This is a genomic window from Niabella hirudinis (assembly GCF_051201075.1).
Classification (GTDB): domain Bacteria; phylum Bacteroidota; class Bacteroidia; order Chitinophagales; family Chitinophagaceae; genus Niabella; species Niabella hirudinis.
In genome coordinates, this window is sequence record NZ_JBPEHJ010000009.1 from 210,488 (window position 1) to 227,276 (window position 16,789).

A 16,789-nucleotide genomic window follows, 5' to 3' on the forward strand; every position below is an offset into this window, starting at 1 on the left:
GCGGAGGTCTTTTTTTATGACTGAAATCTTTGTTAAAAGAGGCCGGGCAATCGCTTTTACATTGTTGGTAGTGTAACTTTAGAACACCAAAATCCCTGGAAATGTCTATTGTAAAACAAGCGCGATTGTTGCAGAGCGGAATACTGCCTTTATTATTTCTGGTCATTGTTGCAGGTTGCAGCAAAGATTTTTTTAAACCCTATGATGAGCGCATCATCGGGCAATGGGAGCTATATGATACGAATAAAGCCGGGTTTGGCAGCGGAAAAATTGTTTATTCCGAAGGCCGGTTTCAGTTTATGTCCGATGGTTCCTTTCTTTATACCCGGCAATCGGGGGCAAAATATACCGGTACCTGGAGGCTGAAGAAATATACCGTTACGGTAACTGACAGCGAGGGTAAGCAGCAGTCGGAACAAAAACACAGCCTGTTGCTTTCGGCCACCAATACAGAAGATCAGCAGCTGCTTTCTGAAAATTTTGATAACCTTTATTTTACCGGCACCAATAAGTTTAAAGCCGAGGTTAGCAATAATTTTAATACCGTTATCTATAAATTTAAGAGGGACTGAGTGCCCGTTTTTCAATAACGGCAACCGTCAGGCGGCTTATGCAGGTCAGTTCGCCCGCATCATTGTAAATGCGGATATCCCATACATGGGTTTTATTTCCCAGGTGCAGCGGGCTGCAAACAGCCTGTACAAAACCGGCGACAACGGGTTTCAGGTGATTGGCATTGACCTCCATCCCAACTACCATAAACCGGTCGTTGTCCACTACCAGGCTGCTGGCATAAGAGCCAACCGTTTCGGCCAATACAACCGATGCGCCGCCATGAAGAATGCCGTAAGGCTGGTGCACTTTCTTTGTAACCGGCATGGTGGCAGTAAGACTGTTATCCGTGGCTTCCGTAAATTTTATGCCAAGGTAGCTGCCCATATATTCAGGGGTGTGATTCAGCTGCGCTGTATCAACTGGTTTTTTCCAGATCATGGCTTTTTTATTAAAAGTAATCAATTAGTACATCGCGGCAAAGATGATCGTGTCAGCGATGAGCTGCCGGCCGATAGTTCATCGCTAAAAAGAGCCGCCTGTCCATTTTTGCAATAATTTAATTTCGGGTATAGTGAAATCAATGTAACTTAACGATCCATTTAAAAAAAATCCTACCATGTTTGAAGAAATCTTAAATGAAGTAAAAAGCCAATTGGCGGGGCACCCGGATATTGCCGGTGCTGTAACTCCGGAGCAGGAAGCCGCTATTCATGATGAAATTGCCAGCCATGTCAGCAATGCAGCTGCAGCGGCACCGGCCGAAGGCGGAGGTATTCTGGATACCTTAAAAAATGCAATCGGTTCCGGCGGCGCAGTAACCAGCGCACTTGAAGGCGGGCTGATTGGTTCCCTTACTTCAAAATTTGGACTGCCCCCGGCGGTTACCGGTGCTATTGCTGCTGCGCTTCCCGGGCTGCTCCAGAAGTTTGCCAATAAGCCACAGGAGTAAGCCTAAACCCGCTCCCGGATTTTGGGAAAGTGGAACATGTTTGTAAGGGCTGTAGCAGGATCTGCTGTTGCAGCCCTTATATTTTTTACCGGGAGAACACTGCTTTGAAAACTCCGGTCTCTGAATTTTCTAATAATTCCTTTCCCTGATCCCGTTTATGGTTTGTCAACAGACTTCTTTCATTCATTCATTTTATGGTATGATTTAGATAGATGGGATCAGAAACAGGATTTGATGGCGTGTAACAATAAAAGTGTAACAATTTTATTTGTTACATCCGATACTGTTTCAATTCTGTAACAATTTTTCTATACTGAAAAAAAATGTTTCAAACCAACCGCTGCCTTATCGGAACAGAAAAAATAAGATGAACCGTATCTCGGGGCTTTTTTCCTGAAATAAAATAAAAAGTATAACGTTTTCGTAAGCCATACTTTCTCCGGTTCTTTTTAATTTTGCACACACTTAATGAATAAAATCGCTGAATGTGGCTAAAAGACAAGAAATAGAGACGGATGTGGTATTGATTGGTGCCGGGATTATGAGCGCAACCCTCGGTGCCTTTATTAATGAATTGGAACCGGGACACTCGATGCATATTTTTGAGCGCCTGGGCAAGGTGGCCGGTGAAAGCTCCGATGCCTGGAACAATGCGGGTACCGGGCATGCGGCCCTGTGCGAGTTAAATTATACTCCTGAAAAAGAAGATGGAACCATCGACACCAGCAAAGCGCTGGATATTACGGAACAGTTTGAGCAATCCAAGCAGTTTTGGTCTTACCTTATAAAGGATGGCCAGATCGATGACCCCCAGGATTTTATCCGCACGGTGCCGCACATGAGTTTTGTACGCGGAGAAAACGATGTAAAGTATCTCCGGAAACGCTATAAGGCGCTGCAGCAATTCAACTTATTTAAAGGGATGGAATATTCCGAAGATCCGGAAGTAATTAAGAGCTGGATACCATTGGTAGTTGAGGGGCGCGATGGGTCGGAAAAGATTGCTACTACTTATACCGGATTAGGTACGGATGTAGACTATGGAGCATTGACCCGGATCTTTATCGATAATATGGTGAAAAAAGGGAATACGGAATTGCATCTGCTGCATGAAGTATATGACCTGATCCGCCAGGACGATGGACGCTGGAAAGTAAAGGTAAAAGACCTGTCAACCGGCGAAAAATCAATTTACTATTCCCGGTTCGTATTTATTGGCGCCGGCGGAGGCTCCCTCCATCTGCTGCAGGACAGCGATATCCCCGAAAGCAAACTCTATGGCGGTTTTCCGGTAGGCGGGCAGTGGCTGGTTTGCAGCAACCCCGAAGTGGTACGCAAACATAATGCAAAAGTATACGGACAGGCATCGGTGGGCGCACCCCCTATGAGCGTGCCGCACCTGGATACCCGGGTGATGGGAGAAGATACTTCCATCCTGTTTGGACCTTTTGCCACCTTCTCTACCAAGTTTCTGAAAGAAGGCTCATACTGGGACCTTTTTGAATCGATCAAATACTGGAACATTGTTTCGCTGATGCGGGTGGGACTCAGGAACTATGAGCTGGAAAAATACCTCGTGCAGCAACTGAGTCTTTCCTTTGAGGACCGTATTGAAGCGCTGCGGGTATTTTACCCCGGGGCCAAAACAGAAGACTGGAAGCTTGAGGAAGCGGGGCAGCGGGTACAGATTATTTATAAAGATGCAGAAAAAGGGGCATCGCTTCAGTTTGGAACAGAAATCGTTACCAGCGAAGATGGCACCATCGGCGCATTGCTGGGCGCTTCTCCCGGTGCATCTACTTCGGTATCTATTATGCTAACATTGCTGGAACGTTGCTTCCCCGACCGGTTTAATGGCAAATGGAGCCAAAAATTAAAAGCAATGATCCCTTCTTTAGGGCAAAACCTGGAAGAGAATGATGCGCTGCGCTACCAGGTACGGACAGAAACCTGCGAACTGCTGCAACTGAACTGGAAAGAGCCGGTGCCTGAGGGGATGGATGTAACGGAAAATGCCTGAGTAATCAAGAGGATAAAATGATTTGATAAAGCCTCCGCAGCGCGGGGGCTTTTTTGTGCACTCCTGTCTGTGTTGCCATAGAAGCACTGCGTTGCAGAAGCGTTTGGGCTAATGGGGGCGCCGTAAACGCATCGGCAGGGTAAACGATATCGGCGTTTCAGCGTTTCTGTGGCAGAAATAAAAGAAAATTTTTTTGTTTTAATTTTTATTCTACATTTGTAGAAACAAATCTATATTTGTAGAATGATAAAATTATCAAAATCGGAAGAACAGCTGATGGAATATATCTGGAAGGCGGAGAAGGCCTTTATGAAAGACCTGATCGATGCCTTTCCTGATCCCAGGCCGGCAAGTACTACGGTGGCTACGCTTTTGAAACGCATGACGGATAAAGGCGTAATCAGCTACACCCAGTATGGTAATTCGAGGGAATACTACCCGTTGATCAAAAAGGCGGACTATTTTTCGAAGCATGTAAACAGTATGATCAAAAATTATTTTGACGACTCTGTCCTGCAATTTGCTTCCTTTTTTACCAAAGAGGCCCGGTTGAGCAAGGAGCAACTGGAGGAACTGAAAAAAATTGTAGATCAGCAGATACAGTCGTTACCCGGTCAAAAAAAGAAAAAATGATCCTCTATCTTTTAAAAATGATTGTATGCAGCAGTGCTTTTTACGCGCTGTACGCCCTGCTTTTTCAAAGAGAAAGAATGCTGGTGTTCAACCGTATCTATCTGCTGGCAGCATTGGTATTGTCTTTTGGGGTACCGTTGATCTCCATAACGGTAAAGGCTCCGGAAGCGGTGCCGGTTTTACCTGCAATAACCGGAGCTGAGCCGCTGCAGTCGTTTACTGAAACCTCTTATGTTGTTGTGGACGATGCCCCGGTTTATGGCAGCAGTCTTTTTTATATTTTGGGTGTTCTTTATGTAATGATATCCGTTCTGTTGCTGCTGCGGTTTTCAAGGAATATCAAAAAGCTGCATCAACGCAAGGTACAGTACCCCGCAGCGTACCTGCAAAAGATCCGGCTGGTGTTACTTCCGGAACCGGTTGCTCCTCATAGTTTTCTGAACACGATCTTCTTAAACAAACAGGAGTATGAAGCGGGGAAGATAAAAACCGAAATAATAGAGCATGAACGGGCACATATAAAACAAAAGCACAGCTGGGATATTTTGTTTATTGAGTTGCTGCAGATAATGACATGGTTTAACCCGGTTATTTATTTATACAAGCGATCTGTAAAGATCAACCATGAACTCCTGGCAGATGCGGCTGTAGTAAAAAAATGGGGTAATGTGCACCATTATCAGCGGGTCTTATTGCAATGTACAATGATGCAGTATCCGTTGGAGCTCGCAAGCCATTTTACTTTTTATATCACAAAAAAACGATTGATCATGTTAAATAAAAAATTTAGCAAAAAGAGGTCCCTGCTGTTGGGATTAGCGGTAATTCCCTTACTTGCAATATTGGTGTTCTTCATTAGCGAAAGGGTATATGCGCAAACGACGGCGCTGGATAGGGCAGTAGTTTCGAAGGCAGGCGATACGGTTCCATCGCGTTTGCCACCACCGCCACCACCGCCATTTACATGGGAAACTCAGCATAAGTTTTCGGAGTGGCCGGTGATCCTCGAATATTTTGACGGGCGGCATACCATCTCTTCTCAACTGAGAAGTATGAAACTGCCAAAGGGTGCAAAGAACCTGGTGCTGAAGGCCAGCGATCAAAAGGTTTCAACAGCGATTGTCGTGTTCGAACGCTTTAAATCTGTTATTGAGGATGTTTCCAGTGAAGAGAAGAGAGCCGTTTTTGAAAAAAAATACGGAGTAACACTTCCGGACAGTGTGCCACGACCAACGACTGCTGACAAGGCCGATATGTTGCGAGGCACTGGCGCCACTGACAGCGAAGTAAAGACCTATGAGACATTGTTAAGTAAACTGGGAAGAATGCGGGCGGGAACGGAGGATTATAAAAAGCTGACGCAGCGCGTTCGTACGATTTATGGGAAGATGACCGAAGAACAAAAGAAAAGTGTAAGACCATTAGAGCCGCTGCCGCCACCGCCGCCGCCAGCATCGGCCCGCTCCGGGGCAGGGACCTCATTGACGGTGTTTGAAATACAACTCCGGGCGGGCGATACCCTCCATTTTGGGACTGGTAAAGTACCCTCAAAACAGCTATTGAGGGAGCTTCCGGAACTGGTAATTGATTCCGTGGGAAATATGACATTCAACGGCAGACGTGTAAAGGACCTGCTGGTTGATGGGCGTCCGTTTGTTCCGGGTAAAACGGTGATAGGCCAGAAGTTGCCCGGCTCCATGACAGAGATGAAGATAATCTCCGAGTAACTGCGCCGGCGACGGCCCGCGTGTCGTTGCGCCTCCGCTTCTTTGCGCCGAAAGCTTTTGCATTGACGTCACAGGTTAAGGGGATGTAAGCATGCCGGCAAATCCGCGCTATTAAAGGCTTTGAGGGGTATAGCCCCGGATAGATTTTGGAACGTAGTGCTTTAGCGCGATGTTGGCAGCCAAAAGGCAGATGTGAGTGCCATAGGCACGGCAGATATTTCGGGCTAACGGCTCTCAACCCTTCGTCTGGATGGCGAGACGGGTTACCCCCCTCTTACAATATTCATCTGCCGCTATGCGGCGGGTACAGTTTGCATGTTAACCTGACGCACTTGCGAAATCTTTTGAGATTGCATGCAATAGACCCTCATAATTTTAAGAAAATATTTACGCTACCTGCCCTCAACTGTCAATGAATGTTTAAAATGCAGGTGATTCGCCAGATTGGCGCAGCTATTGCTTAAGATATAGTGTCTTGACCAACAACAAAATCTTAAGTTATGAAGCAAAGTAAACTTGTTCTGAAATCCCTCCTGGTAGCGGCTGCGGTTATGGTTGCCGGTACCGTTAGTGCACAGGTAGCTGTAGGAGTGCGCGCCGGCGTTAATCTTTCAAATCTTACGATAAAAGATGCAGACGGAAAAACCGTTGACGGCGCTAAATTAACCCCGGGATTTAACGCCGGCCTTACATTTGATATTCCGGTTGCCGATGAATTTTACGTACAGCCCGGCGCCCTGTTCAGCATGAAGGGTGCAAAGCTGGAAAAAAATGCACACGAGTATTTTAATGCAAATGATTATGCACCCGCCGCAGCAGGAGACTACACCAGGCTAAACACCTATAATCTGGAAGTACCCGTAAACTTTATTTTTAAGCCTGCAGCCGGAAACGGTAACCTGCTCATTGGAGCCGGTCCGTATTTTTCCTATGCATTGGGCGGAAACTTTAAAAGGGTAACAGATGCTTACGGTACAGAAACCGGGAAGCTTGAGTTTGCCAACGATTATAATGATTTTAGCAGTGATGCCGATAAAATGAGCTTTGGTAAGCGGGCCGATGTGGGTGCAAATTTACTCTTTGGGTATGAGTTCATGAATCGCTTTTCGGTTCAGCTAAACGGGCAGCTGGGATTAACAAACCTGGAGCCAAAATCGGATGGCAAAAAACCGGAGGAGGTTTTAAAGAACAACAACTTTGGACTGTCGATCGGGTATAAGTTTTAGGAAGATCAGCAAAACAGGGTTTGGCCGGTAGGGCAGGGTAGTCAGATAAACAATGACTTTCCGCCTTCCCGGTTTTTTTATTTAGGGCGTTCAATGGTTTATTTTTAATGCAATCGTTGCCGGGTTTAAGATTTTGTTAAAACGCAGGAGAAACCATGACAGTACATGACGGTGATATGTTTTAAACCGGATATTTTTGAGTTTTAATGATTGCTTAAAAGAAATTCATGAACGCATTATTGGGAGTTATATTTCATTTTATCGGGGGATTTGCCTCCGGTAGTTTTTACATTCCTTATAAGAAAGTAAAGGGGTGGTCCTGGGAATCGTATTGGCTGGTGGGCGGGATATTTTCATGGTTAATTGTACCTCCGCTGGCTGCCTGGTTAACGATCCCCAATTTTTCCGAAATCATCAGCACAGCGGGTGGGGCTACCATTGGGTATGCCTATCTTTTCGGGTTGCTTTGGGGAATCGGAGGACTTACCTATGGGCTGGGTGTCCGCTACCTGGGCGTATCGCTGGGGAGCAGCATTATCCTGGGGCTGTGTATGGTTTTTGGAGCCCTGATCCCCGCTATCTACTACCAGCTAAATCCTGCTGATGGAAAGGATACCATTGGATTGTTGTTCGGCAGCAGCTGGGGTAAGGTAGTGATGCTGGGCTTGCTTGTATGCATCATTGGTATCATTATTTCTGGTAAGGCCGGTATGCGAAAGGAAAAGGAGCTGGCAGGCCAGGAGCATGATCATCTGTCGGGGAAAGATGAATACAAATTTGGCCTCGGGTTGGTGGTGGCCATCGTTTCGGGTGTACTGAGCGCTTGCTTTAATTTCGGTATTGAAGCCGGCAAGCCGATGGCGGATGTTGCCAATGAATTATGGAAGGCTGCACACCCCGGGCAGGGAGAGTTTCTTTATCAGAATAATGTATCCTACGTGGTCATCTTATGGGGAGGGCTAACCACCAACCTCATCTGGTGCCTGGTATTAAACGCACGCAATAAAAGTTTTGGAGATTATACCAATCGCAAAACGCCCTTACTTTCAAATATTATCTTTTGCGCATTGGCGGGTACTACCTGGTTCCTGCAGTTCTTCTTCTACGGCATGGGAGAAAGTAAACTGGGCAATGGACCCAGCTCCTGGATCCTGCACATGGCGTTTATTATTTTAATTGCCAATGTATGGGGGCTGATTCTGAAAGAATGGAAGGGCGTGAGCCGGAAAACCTTTACCACCGTAGTGTTGGGGATTATCATTATCCTGGTATCCGTGCTGCTGGTTGGATACGGAAACTCATTAAAATAGTATAAAAAAAGAATTTAGTATATGAGTGCAGAAACGAAAATGTTTAAACACGTAAGTTATTTATGGGATGAAGCTGCCGCTGCTGCAATGGCGGGCGATGAAGTAGCGCTGCTGATTTACCGCTCCAATTTGTTGGGGGCAGATCTTCGCCTGACCAACTACGGTGGTGGCAACACTTCCTGCAAGGTAACGGCAAAGGATCCGCTTACCAATGACGACAAAGAGATCATGTATGTAAAAGGCAGTGGCGGCGATCTTGGTACGTTGAAAAAAAGTGGCCTGGCGGCTTTGTATGTAGATCGCCTGCGGAGCCTGAAAGCAATTTACAGGGGCATTGAGCATGAGGATGAAATGGTGGAATTGTTTAATCATTGTATTTATGACCTGGCATCTAAAGCACCTTCTATCGATACTCCGCTGCACGGTTTCCTGCCCTTCAGGCATATCGATCACCTGCATCCGGATGCTGCTATCGCTATTGCAGCGGCCAGGGATGGCAAAAGGATTACTGAAGAATTATTTGGCGGCACCATCGGCTGGGTGCCCTGGCAAAAACCTGGTTTTGACCTGGGACTGCAATTAAAACAATGCCTGGATGACAACCCCGGGATCCGCGGCATTATGTTAGGGTCTCACGGCTTGTTTACCTGGGGCAATACGGCCTATGAAAGCTATGTGAATACCCTGGAGGTGATTGAGAAGTGTGCGGATTATATCGAACAGCAGGCAGGGGAAAAGCCTGTTTTTGGCGGAGAAAAATTAGCCGCATTGCCGGCTGCGGAGCGCATAAATAAAGCGGCGGCCCTGGCGCCTGTTTTACGCGGTTTCTGTTCTTCCTATACAAAGATGGTGGGGCATTTTACCGATGATGAGCGCGTGCTGCAGTTTATCAATTCCAATGATCTGGACCGGCTGGCGCCGCTGGGTACTTCCTGCCCCGATCATTTTCTGCGTACAAAAATCAGCCCATTGGTATTAAACCTGGAACCTGCAGAGGACCTGGGTAATGTAGCTGCCATTAAAGAAAAGATAGCGCCATTGTTTGCGGCCTACCGGGAAATGTATGCCGATTACTACAACACCTGCAAGCATACCAATAGTCCGGCCATGCGGGATCCCAACCCGGTTGTGATCATTTACCCGGGCGTGGGCATGTTCACCTTCTCAAAAGATAAACAAACGGCAAGGGTGGCTGCGGAGTTTTATACCAATGCCATTAACGTCATGCGCGGGGCCGAAGCCATTTCCGAATATACATCGCTGCCCCGGCAGGAAGCGTTTAATATTGAGTACTGGTTGCTGGAGGAAGCAAAATTACAGCGCATGCCTAAGCCCAAACCACTTAGCGGCCGGATCGCGCTGATCACCGGCAGCGGAGGCGGAATCGGCAAGGCGATAGCCCGCAAATTTGCCCAGGAAGGCGCCTGTGTGGTAATCAATGATATCAATGAAGAGCGTGTAAATGAAACTACCGCAGCATTCCGGAAAGATTTTGGCAAAGATGCCGCCGCTGCTGTGGTCCTGGATGTCACTAATAATGATTCGATAAGTGCAGCGGTAGATGCAGCTGTACTGGCCTTTGGCGGGTTGGATATCGTGGTAAACAATGCCGGCATCAGTATTTCAAAATCCATCACTGATCATACCATTGAAGAGTGGGACCGTTTGTATGATATATTGGTGAAAGGTCAGTTTATGGTTTCCAAACAGGGCGTTGCCGTTATGCGTAAGCAGGAAATTGGTGGCGATATCATCAATATTGTTTCAAAAAATTCGATGGTCTCAGGGCCCAATAATGCCGGTTATGGTTCTGCCAAGGCTGCACAGGCACACCTTTCGAGGCTGCTGGCTGCGGAACTGGGGGGCGATAAAATACGGGTAAATTCAGTAAATCCGGATGCAGTAATCGCCAATTCCAATATATGGGCCGGAGGCTGGGCCGAAGGGCGTGCCAAAGCGTATGGCATTACGGTGGAAGAACTGCCGGCCTACTATGCAAAACGTACCCTGATGAATGAGGTGATCCTTCCGGAAGATATAGCCAATGCCTGTTTCGTATTTGTAAGCGGGCTGCTTAATAAATCTACCGGCAACGTGTTGAATGTGGATGGCGGGGTAGCCGCGGCATTTGTACGATAATAACGTCTTCATATAACAAGCAATACAAGAGTTGATGATTTTCTAATCGGTCAACTCGTTTTTTAAGATCAAAAGTATTTTTTATGCTATTAACAAAAAATCAGATAGAGCAGCATAATGATGCATTGCTGAAACAACATCAACGAAATTTTGAATTCATCTCCGGGAATGTAGCGGGGATAGATACGATATTGAAAAAACTTACAGATTTTCAGGTGGCCATTCCCTCATGGGCGCTTGGAAACGGAGGCACCCGCTTTGGCCGGTTTGGCGGAAGGGGGGAGCCGTCTACGCTGGAACAAAAGCTGGAAGATGTAGGTTTGCTGCACCAGTTTAACCGGTCCAGCGGCGCCATTTCCCTGCACATTCCCTGGGATATTCCTAAGGACGCAGCGGCATTAAAAAAACTGGCAGCTCAGCTGGACCTGAAATTTGATGCCATGAACTCCAATACCTTCCAGGATCAGCCGGGGCAGGCGCATAGTTATAAATACGGCTCCCTGCAGCATGTGGATAAAGCCGTGCGTCAACAGGCCATTGATCATAATATTGAAGTAATCAAATATGGAGAGGAACTGGGGTCGGAATCACTGACTGTATGGCTGGCGGATGGTTCCTGTTTTCCGGGGCAATTAAATTTCCGCAAAGCCTTTAACAATACGTTGGAAAGCCTTGGAGAAATTTATAATGCATTACCCGAAAGCTGGAAAGTATTTGTAGAATACAAAGCTTTTGAGCCTAATTTTTATTCAACAACCGTAGGTGATTGGGGACAGTCGTTCCTCTTTGCCAGCAAATTGGGTACCAAAGCCTACACCCTGGTAGACCTGGGTCATCACCTGCCCAACGCCAATATTGAGCAGATCGTGTCGCTGCTGCTGAATGAGAAAAAACTCGGCGGGTTTCATTTCAACGATAGCAAGTATGGTGATGATGATCTTACCGTGGGAAGTATTAAACCCTACCAGTTATTCCTTATTTTCAGGGAGCTGGTAGATGGAATGGATGCCCGGGGAATGGATCATACAAAGGACCTGGGATGGATGATTGACGCCAGCCACAATGTAAAAGATCCGCTGGAAGACCTGCTGCAAAGTGTGGAAGCCATCAAGATCGCTTATACCCAGGCGCTGCTGGTAGATCCTGCACAATTAGAAGCGGCGCGGGAATCAAACGATGTGTCCCTGGCGCAGGAGATCCTGCAGGCGGCTTATCGTACGGATGTGCGGCCCATCCTGGCTGAAGCGCGGCTAAGAGCCGGCGCGGCGCTGGACCCTATCGCGCTCTTCCGTCAGTTGAAAGTGCGGGATCAACTCGTAAAAGAGCGGGGCGAAAATGCAGTGGCAACGGGGTTGTAACCGGGATGATGGGTTTGAGGTTTGATGTTTGGCGTTTCAGGTTGGATACCACTCTGGCGCTTCTTGTGAACGACTCAAATCTCGAATCTGACATCTGGTATCCAGCATCTGGTATCCAGCATCTAATATCCAGCATCTAATATCCAGCGTCTAGCATCTAACGTCTAATATCTAACGTCCAACATACAAATGAGCGCGATTCCGGGAATAGCAGTTTTTGATATCGGCAAAACGAATAAAAAATTTTTCTTTTTTAATGAAGACTATGAAATTGTTGAAGAAGAAGTGCAGCACTTTTATGAAACAAGAGATGATGATGGGTTTCCCTGTGATGATATCGCTTTGATTGGCAAATGGGTAAAGGATAAACTGGCCGCTAAACTGGCAGACCCGCGGGTACAGGTAAAGGCCGTTAACTTTTCTACCTATGGTGCCAGTTTTGTTCACGTAAATGCAGAAGGCGCACCGGTGGCGCCTCTGTATAATTATCTAAAGCCGTTTCCGGAAGATCTGAGTGATCTGTTTTACTACCGGTACGGGGGAAGGGAAGCGTTTGCCACAGAAACCGCATCGCCCATCCTGGGCAACCTGAATTCAGGGCTGCAGCTGTACCGCATCAAGGAACAATTGCCGCACCTGTTTAGCGGGATCAGTACATCATTACATTTACCACAGTATCTCGGGTTCCTGGTTCATGGAAAAATGTTTTCTGATATCACCAGCATTGGCTGTCATACGGCTTTATGGAATTTTAATGAAAACGACTACCATCGTTGGGTAACAGATGAAGGTGTACGCAGTAAACTGGCGCCCTTGTTTTCTTCCGGTAAAGCCATAAACGTGGAGCTGGGAGGGCAATTGCTGAAATGCGGTGTGGGGCTGCACGATAGTTCTGCAGCCTTTATCCCGTATATGAACCTGATAAAGGAACCCTTTGTATTGTTGTCTACCGGTACCTGGAGCATATCGATGAACCCGTTTAACAAAACACCGTTAACAACAAAGGAATTGCAGCAGGATTGTTTGTCCTATCTTACCTATACCGGTACGCCGTTAAAATCATCACGGCTCTTTGCCGGCAACGAGCATGAGGAAGAGGTAAAAAAACTTGCCGCATATTATCATTTGAACCCGAAGTATTTTCATAATATCCGTTTTGAACGGCACCTGGTGGAGACGATGGATGCCGGGCCGGAGCCGGAACATTTTACGTTTTTGGGCGAGGCCACCGTAGACAAAGCCTATCACGATCTGATCCGGCACCTGGTTAAAAAACAAAAGCATTCTACAGAACTGGTATTGCAGCATAAGGATGTAAAACAATTATATGTAGACGGAGGGTTTGCCCACAATGAAGTGTTTATGAATCTTATTGCCCGGGTCTTTCCGGAGCTGGATGTGTACGCCGCTTCCGTATCACAGGCTACGGCAGTGGGTGCCGCGATGGCTATTCATGGCGCGTGGAATACCAGGGAGCAAGCGGGGCAGTTGCTGAAAGTGAAATATTATGCAGGGCAATAATGGCCGGGTAGCTAAAGCAAGTCGCCGTGCGGGCATAACATTTTTTGTAATCTTTTTTTAACGCCAGGGACGCAGCTAATACGCAATGCCCGCAACAGCGGGCTGTTGTCAAATATCTTTGCGAACCTCGCGAGTTCCTTGCGCACCTTGCGGTTGAAACCTGGCTCCAGAAAAGTTGGTAAGAATGGTATGCATCCCAAATGACTCAATGCGGCAGTTTCTCTCTAAACCTTCCATATACCCAGGTGCCGGCAACGGCGCTTAATAGTGTAACGGTTACAACCGTAGCTCCCGTTCCGATCTGGGCAAACAGAGGCCCGGGGCAGGCCCCCGTAAGAGCCCAGCCAATACCAAAGATCAGTCCGCCAAAAACCTGTCCCTTATTGAATTTTTTTGGTTCGATTTCGATCTTTTCTCCATCGATGGTTTTGATCCTGAATTTTTTGATCAGCCAGATGGAGATCATTCCTACCGCCACCGCGCTCCCGATAACGCCGTACATGTGGAAGGATTGGAGGCGGAACATTTCCTGTATGCGAAACCAGCTGATGACTTCAGCCTTGGTAAAAACAATTCCAAAGATGATGCCCGCAATAAGAAAGCGCAATTGAGTACCCTTTTTTATTGCATCGCCAACTGGTGCAGCCGTAAACTCATCCTGCGGGAATTTGGGAAAACGGGCCTTGTTATCTTCTTTAAGCATGGTTGAATTTTAGGGGTTAAAGGGATAATACCCAGGGGAGCAATAAATTGGCTGCGAAGAAACCGCCAATCATAAAGCAAATAGTGGCTACCAGGGAGGGCCATTGAAGGTTGGATAAACCCATTATGGCATGCCCGCTGGTACAGCCGCCCGCATACCGCGTTCCAAAGCCTACCAGGAACCCGCCGGCAATCATCAGGATCGCCCCACGGGCTGTAAGCAGGGAGCGCCAGTTGAAAAGATCTGCAGGTACCATGTTATGAAAATCCGTAACGCCCTGCCTTTCCAGGTCGGATGCCAGTTGAGGTGCCATTTTTACCGCTTCCGGATCGGAAAGAAATTGAGCCGCAATCGTGCCGCCAAGAAGAATACCCAGTACAAACAGGAGGTTCCATATCTCTTTTTTCCAGCTATACCGGAAAAAAGGGATGTTTGCCGGCATACAGGCCGCGCAAATATGGCGCAGCGAGGAGCTGATGCCAAACGGTTTGTTGCCGAGCAACAGCAATGCCGGCACAATTAATCCTATTAGTGGCCCCGCCACCCACCAGGGCCAGGGTTGTTTTATAAATTCTAACATTGAAGATCCGATTTAAACTGCTAAGCTATTGAATATTTCCGAATTGGTTCGTGTGTCCGGGTTCGTGTCCTCACGAACCAGCTATCTCACAAATCAACTACCTTATGAAACGGCGGATAAACTTCATGTTATGATTATTTTTGCAGTTTATTGATCCGGAGATTCAAAAAGAGAACACTGGATTTTGACCGGATGTTTATTAAATTCGGTTAAAACAACGAAGTAGAAAATACAGCGAATGAAACGGCGGAAAAATATATTAGTACTCATCGGCAGCGCCAGTGCCGGTTCCAGCAGTGAAAAGCTGGCGCAGTACTTTGAGGCGCAAACGAAATCCGTTTTTACAGTGGATCTTTACAATGCATTAAAGAGCTTGCCGCATTTTGATCCCCGGGCTGCCGTTGCCGATCCGCCGGAGGCGGTTATTTCATTGCGGAAAAAAATTGAAGAAGCTGAAGGAATACTCATTTGTACGCCTGAGTATGTTTTCAGTATTCCGAGTGGGTTAAAGAATGCGATTGAATGGTGTGTGTCCACAACCGTATTTTCCGACAAGTCGGTTGGGCTCATCACTGCATCAGCCAGCGGCACAAAGGGGCATGAGGAGTTAAAATTGATTATGCAAACAGTGGGGGCTTCATTTACGGAAGCTACCACATTATTGATACAGGGGGTAAGAGGCAAGCTGGACGGGGAAGGACAGATAACCGATGCAGGCACTCAAAAAGCGGTTGAACAATTTATAGAGGCGTTTAAAAAAAGGATGAGCCATGATTGAATCCCTGCTGCAGCAGATAGCATTTATTAAAGAGATCGATAAGCTTAAGTATATATTACGCCGCACCCGGCTGCTTCACAGCGACCGGAGGGAGAATGATGCGGAGCATAGCTGGCACCTGGCGATGATGGCCATAGTGCTGGCAGAGCATGCCAATGAACCGGTAGATTTGCTGAAGGTGTTGAAGATGGTGCTGATTCATGATATTGTTGAGATTGATGCCGGTGATGTATTCCTTTACGATACAAAAAAAAATCACAGCAATACAGCGGAGGAATTGAAGGCGGCCCAACGGATTTTTGGAATACTGCCCCGGGAGCAGGCGGCGGCGCTGATAGCGCTGTGGGAAGAGTTTGAAGCGGGGCAAACTGCCGAGGCAAAATTTGCCCGGGCGCTGGACCGGCTGGAACCCTTGCTTCAGAACGCGTCAAATGATGGAGGTACCTGGAAGGAGTTTGATGTACGTTATGATCAGGTGGTGGGCAGGAAGAAAGTCATTGCTGAGGGGTCGGATCGTATATGGGCCTTTGCAGAAGCGCTGTTAAGGCAAAGCCTGCGGGAGGGGATTTTAAAAAAGTAGGCATTGGTTTGCAGAGGGGATCAAAGATATTTTGAAATATTTTGAAAATAAATTTGGCAGAACAAAAAAGGCCCTTATCTTTGCACTCCCAAATCAAACAGTATATCCCTTCGATACACTGATAAGTTCTTAAAATACAAGTTGTTAGAAGCTGAAATTTTCCAAAATATTTTAAAAATAAATTTGGAAGAAAACAAAAAGAACACTACCTTTGCACTCCGCAATTGAAACGCGGTTTAGGTTTTTAAGTTCTTAGGTTTCAGGGAGTTAAACAATAAAAAAGTCAAAAATATTTCAAAAATATTTTTGTTAGAATGAGAAAAGGTTTGTAGCTTTGCAACCCCGAAGATGAGGAGAGAGGGGGATAAGTTCTTAAGATAGATGGTATAGCGTTGAGGCGCGCGATGAGGTTCGAGTCCTTGGATATCAGCGAAAGTCATGTTGATCAGTTAGTTCTGGCGATAGTGATAAAGTTCTTTGAAAGTATGGAAACAATAGCACAATTCAGTCACATTAAGGTGTGACAACGAAAGGTAAGTCAGAAAGCAAAATACATTTGGATTTTTTGACACGTTAATTTGTATTTGGAGTTTTCGGACTTCAAATAACTTTGAAACAGTCAGTAAATCAAACTCATTTACAACGGAGAGTTTGATCCTGGCTCAGGATGAACGCTAGCGGCAGGCTTAATACATGCAAGTCGAGGGGTA

15 protein-coding genes and 1 rRNA gene are annotated in these 16,789 nt (G+C 46.6%); 13 read left to right on the forward strand and 3 right to left on the reverse strand.

Annotation, left to right across the window (positions count from 1 at the left end; all coding sequences use genetic code 11):
* Nucleotides 1–101 precede the first annotated feature (101 nt).
* On the forward strand, nucleotides 102–572 hold the full coding sequence (locus GGU45_RS16945; RefSeq protein WP_435226734.1) for a hypothetical protein: 471 nt from the start codon (nucleotides 102–104) through the stop codon (nucleotides 570–572).
* On the opposite strand, the gene GGU45_RS16950 is transcribed toward GGU45_RS16945, so the two are convergent.
* Nucleotides 559–993: a hotdog fold thioesterase gene (locus GGU45_RS16950; RefSeq protein ID WP_435226736.1), complete on the reverse strand. Its 435-nt coding sequence runs from the start codon at nucleotides 991–993 to the stop codon at nucleotides 559–561. The two genes, GGU45_RS16945 and GGU45_RS16950, sit on opposite strands and share 14 nt — an antisense overlap.
* Before the next feature lie 178 nt (nucleotides 994–1,171).
* On the opposite strand from GGU45_RS16950, the gene GGU45_RS16955 reads away from it, so the two are divergent.
* The 9 genes from GGU45_RS16955 (at nucleotide 1,172) to GGU45_RS16995 (ending at nucleotide 13,438) form a co-directional block, all read left to right on the forward strand.
* Nucleotides 1,172–1,504: a hypothetical protein gene (locus tag GGU45_RS16955; RefSeq protein ID WP_435226737.1), complete on the forward strand. Its 333-nt coding sequence runs from the start codon at nucleotides 1,172–1,174 to the stop codon at nucleotides 1,502–1,504.
* Between the two features lie 487 nt (nucleotides 1,505–1,991).
* Entirely contained in the window at nucleotides 1,992–3,524 is a 1,533-nt protein-coding gene (gene mqo, locus GGU45_RS16960) for a malate dehydrogenase (quinone) (RefSeq protein WP_435226738.1), read from the forward strand.
* A gap of 243 nt (nucleotides 3,525–3,767) precedes the next feature.
* Nucleotides 3,768–4,157 (forward strand): BlaI/MecI/CopY family transcriptional regulator, encoded by a 390-nt coding sequence (locus tag GGU45_RS16965; protein WP_435226739.1) that lies wholly within the window; start codon nucleotides 3,768–3,770, stop codon nucleotides 4,155–4,157.
* Nucleotides 4,154–5,884: a M56 family metallopeptidase gene (locus GGU45_RS16970; RefSeq protein ID WP_435226740.1), complete on the forward strand. Its 1,731-nt coding sequence runs from the start codon at nucleotides 4,154–4,156 to the stop codon at nucleotides 5,882–5,884. The genes GGU45_RS16965 and GGU45_RS16970 overlap by 4 nt, the downstream gene beginning before the upstream one ends.
* A gap of 500 nt (nucleotides 5,885–6,384) precedes the next feature.
* The gene (locus GGU45_RS16975) at nucleotides 6,385–7,110 is read left to right on the forward strand and encodes a porin family protein (protein WP_435226742.1); all 726 of its coding nucleotides are present in this window, start codon (nucleotides 6,385–6,387) and stop codon (nucleotides 7,108–7,110) included.
* Nucleotides 7,111–7,337: 227 nt separating this feature from the next.
* The gene (rhaT, locus tag GGU45_RS16980; RefSeq protein WP_435226743.1) at nucleotides 7,338–8,420 is read left to right on the forward strand and encodes an L-rhamnose/proton symporter RhaT; all 1,083 of its coding nucleotides are present in this window, start codon (nucleotides 7,338–7,340) and stop codon (nucleotides 8,418–8,420) included.
* A gap of 21 nt (nucleotides 8,421–8,441) precedes the next feature.
* Complete coding sequence (locus GGU45_RS16985) at nucleotides 8,442–10,559, forward strand: bifunctional aldolase/short-chain dehydrogenase (protein WP_435226745.1); 2,118 nt, start codon at nucleotides 8,442–8,444, stop codon at nucleotides 10,557–10,559.
* A gap of 83 nt (nucleotides 10,560–10,642) precedes the next feature.
* Complete coding sequence (locus GGU45_RS16990) at nucleotides 10,643–11,917, forward strand: sugar isomerase (protein ID WP_435226746.1); 1,275 nt, start codon at nucleotides 10,643–10,645, stop codon at nucleotides 11,915–11,917.
* A gap of 189 nt (nucleotides 11,918–12,106) precedes the next feature.
* Nucleotides 12,107–13,438: an FGGY-family carbohydrate kinase gene (locus tag GGU45_RS16995; RefSeq protein WP_435226748.1), complete on the forward strand. Its 1,332-nt coding sequence runs from the start codon at nucleotides 12,107–12,109 to the stop codon at nucleotides 13,436–13,438.
* Between the two features lie 205 nt (nucleotides 13,439–13,643).
* Here GGU45_RS16995 and GGU45_RS17000 read toward each other — a convergent pair whose 3' ends face one another.
* A complete protein-coding gene (locus GGU45_RS17000) occupies nucleotides 13,644–14,141 on the reverse strand; it encodes a DUF6691 family protein (RefSeq protein ID WP_435226750.1) in 498 nt (165 codons plus the stop codon).
* Nucleotides 14,142–14,157: 16 nt separating this feature from the next.
* Complete coding sequence (locus tag GGU45_RS17005) at nucleotides 14,158–14,721, reverse strand: YeeE/YedE family protein (protein ID WP_435226751.1); 564 nt, start codon at nucleotides 14,719–14,721, stop codon at nucleotides 14,158–14,160.
* Between the two features lie 238 nt (nucleotides 14,722–14,959).
* Here GGU45_RS17005 and GGU45_RS17010 point away from each other — a divergent pair, with 238 nt between their 5' ends.
* The 3 genes from GGU45_RS17010 to GGU45_RS17020 all read left to right on the forward strand — a co-directional run.
* Entirely contained in the window at nucleotides 14,960–15,499 is a 540-nt protein-coding gene (locus GGU45_RS17010) for an NADPH-dependent FMN reductase (RefSeq protein WP_435226753.1), read from the forward strand.
* Nucleotides 15,492–16,079 (forward strand): HD domain-containing protein, encoded by a 588-nt coding sequence (locus tag GGU45_RS17015; protein ID WP_435226755.1) that lies wholly within the window; start codon nucleotides 15,492–15,494, stop codon nucleotides 16,077–16,079. The genes GGU45_RS17010 and GGU45_RS17015 overlap by 8 nt, the downstream gene beginning before the upstream one ends.
* Nucleotides 16,080–16,718: 639 nt before the next feature.
* Nucleotides 16,719–16,789: ribosomal RNA gene (locus GGU45_RS17020) — 16S ribosomal RNA — on the forward strand; the annotation flags it as partial.

Bases quoted from the DNA above. Each gene is read 5' to 3' on its own strand.
- GGU45_RS16945 (WP_435226734.1), top strand. From the start codon at position 102: ATGTCTATTGTAAAACAAGCGCGATTGTTGCAGAGCGGAATACTGCCT.
- GGU45_RS16950 (WP_435226736.1), bottom strand. From the start codon at position 993: ATGATCTGGAAAAAACCAGTTGATACAGCGCAGCTGAATCACACCCCT.
- GGU45_RS16955 (WP_435226737.1), top strand. From the start codon at position 1,172: ATGTTTGAAGAAATCTTAAATGAAGTAAAAAGCCAATTGGCGGGGCAC.
- GGU45_RS16965 (WP_435226739.1), top strand. From the start codon at position 3,768: ATGATAAAATTATCAAAATCGGAAGAACAGCTGATGGAATATATCTGG.
- GGU45_RS16970 (WP_435226740.1), top strand. From the start codon at position 4,154: ATGATCCTCTATCTTTTAAAAATGATTGTATGCAGCAGTGCTTTTTAC.
- GGU45_RS16975 (WP_435226742.1), top strand. From the start codon at position 6,385: ATGAAGCAAAGTAAACTTGTTCTGAAATCCCTCCTGGTAGCGGCTGCG.
- rhaT (WP_435226743.1), top strand. From the start codon at position 7,338: ATGAACGCATTATTGGGAGTTATATTTCATTTTATCGGGGGATTTGCC.
- GGU45_RS16985 (WP_435226745.1), top strand. From the start codon at position 8,442: ATGAGTGCAGAAACGAAAATGTTTAAACACGTAAGTTATTTATGGGAT.
- GGU45_RS16990 (WP_435226746.1), top strand. From the start codon at position 10,643: ATGCTATTAACAAAAAATCAGATAGAGCAGCATAATGATGCATTGCTG.
- GGU45_RS16995 (WP_435226748.1), top strand. From the start codon at position 12,107: ATGAGCGCGATTCCGGGAATAGCAGTTTTTGATATCGGCAAAACGAAT.
- GGU45_RS17000 (WP_435226750.1), bottom strand. From the start codon at position 14,141: ATGCTTAAAGAAGATAACAAGGCCCGTTTTCCCAAATTCCCGCAGGAT.
- GGU45_RS17005 (WP_435226751.1), bottom strand. From the start codon at position 14,721: ATGTTAGAATTTATAAAACAACCCTGGCCCTGGTGGGTGGCGGGGCCA.
- GGU45_RS17010 (WP_435226753.1), top strand. From the start codon at position 14,960: ATGAAACGGCGGAAAAATATATTAGTACTCATCGGCAGCGCCAGTGCC.
- GGU45_RS17015 (WP_435226755.1), top strand. From the start codon at position 15,492: ATGATTGAATCCCTGCTGCAGCAGATAGCATTTATTAAAGAGATCGAT.